Source organism: Thiorhodococcus fuscus (assembly GCF_042682685.1).
GTDB classification, from domain to species: domain Bacteria; phylum Pseudomonadota; class Gammaproteobacteria; order Chromatiales; family Chromatiaceae; genus Imhoffiella; species Imhoffiella fuscus.
Window position 1 is genome coordinate 1 of the sequence record NZ_JBHUHX010000066.1, and the last position, 1,387, is coordinate 1,387.

At 67.1% G+C, this 1,387-nt stretch carries 2 protein-coding genes; both read right to left on the reverse strand.

The window, feature by feature from the left end; translation table 11 throughout:
- On the reverse strand, window positions 1-828 hold an 828-nt coding region (locus ACFSJC_RS19960; protein WP_386029077.1), incomplete at its 3' end, for a CARDB domain-containing protein.
- A 92-nt stretch (window positions 829-920) separates the two neighbouring features.
- A partial coding sequence (locus ACFSJC_RS19965) for an FG-GAP repeat domain-containing protein (RefSeq protein WP_386029079.1) occupies window positions 921-1,387 on the reverse strand: 467 nt, incomplete at its 5' end.

Here is a 1,387-nt window from a genome sequence, read left to right on the forward strand (position 1 = left end):
GAGGATGGCGTTGACCAGACCGCGCTCGCGGATGACGCCCTGGACCAGCGCTTGGGTGTAGTAGGTCTTGATGTCCACGTCGATCGTATCGGCGGACCCGAACAGGTTGGTGAGGACGCTGTCGACGCGCGCGCCCGCCGTGGCCGCGTCGACGGGGTCGGTACCCCAGTTCGTGAGGCTGCTCAGGTAGGGCTGCAGCCCCGCGCCGCCTGCGGGCTTCCAGACGCTGCCGGAGTTGTCGAGCAGCACGCCGCCCCAGGTATCGAGTTCTTCGGGCGTTGCCGCTCGACCCAGCGCGCCGTGGTAGTAGGCGTTGACCTTGAGGAAATAGTCCTCGGCGAGCGCGTTCGTGATGAGGGTGGAATGATCCGCCGCCAGGCCGTTGTTGGTCTCGTCGAGTTCAGCGACGATCTCCTGGGTGTCGGCATAGGCGCCGAGGTAGTAGCGCCCGGCGGTCAGTGCGGCCGGGATCGGGGCGGTGTCCTGGCAGGTTGCGCTCGCGCCGGGGATCAACTCGGGCATATAGCAGCCGCCCCAGCCGTCCTGGACATCGTCGAGCGTGATGGTGTCGTCGCTGGAGAAGAAGAACAGCAGCAGGCTCGGCGACGCCGTGGCGTCGCCTTGATTGGTCAGGGTCGCGGTGACGGGGATCTCGCCTTCGAGCGGGCCGCTGGCCGGGGCGCTGACGGCGGAGATGACGAGGTCGGGGCCAGACGCCGCGAGGGCCGTACCGACGCAAACGCTTGCGAGCATGGCGGCGATGACGAGCCTTGCGGGCATCCGCAGGACAGCAAGTCGGTTACGGGCAGGGATCGAGCTGTGATTCATGCAATTGAACTCCTGATGAAATCCCACCCGTTCGCTCCACGCGAACGGATCTTGGTGGCCGCGAAGCGGGTGACGGTCGCGTGGTTGCGCGCTCATGCGATCGACTCCCAGGCGAGTCCGTGCTGCCCGAGCAGCGTCAGTTCGCCCGTCGCGAGCACCAGGCCATCGCCGTCCGGATACTCGGCTGGACCGCTGGTGAGGCTGTCGCGCAGATAGAGCGTTGCGGACTGCGCATCGAACAGGCCGATGGTATCGATCCCATCGCCGTTCCAGTCGCCGACGATAGCCTGCCACTCCGAACCCGTGGGGCCGAAGCGGAAGGTCGTATCGGCACTGCCTGGGCGGTTGCTGTTGTGCAGGTAGAACAGGCCGGCGCGCGCGTCGTAGAGCCCGATGGTGTCGATCCCATCGCCGTTCCAGTCGCCGGCGATGGCCTGCCAGTCCGAGCCCGTTGGGCCGAAGCGGAAGGTCGTATCGGCGCTGCCGGCGGTGTTGCTGTCGCGCAGATACACCAGTGCGGCGCGCGCGTCGTAGAGCCCGATGGTGTCGATCCCATCGC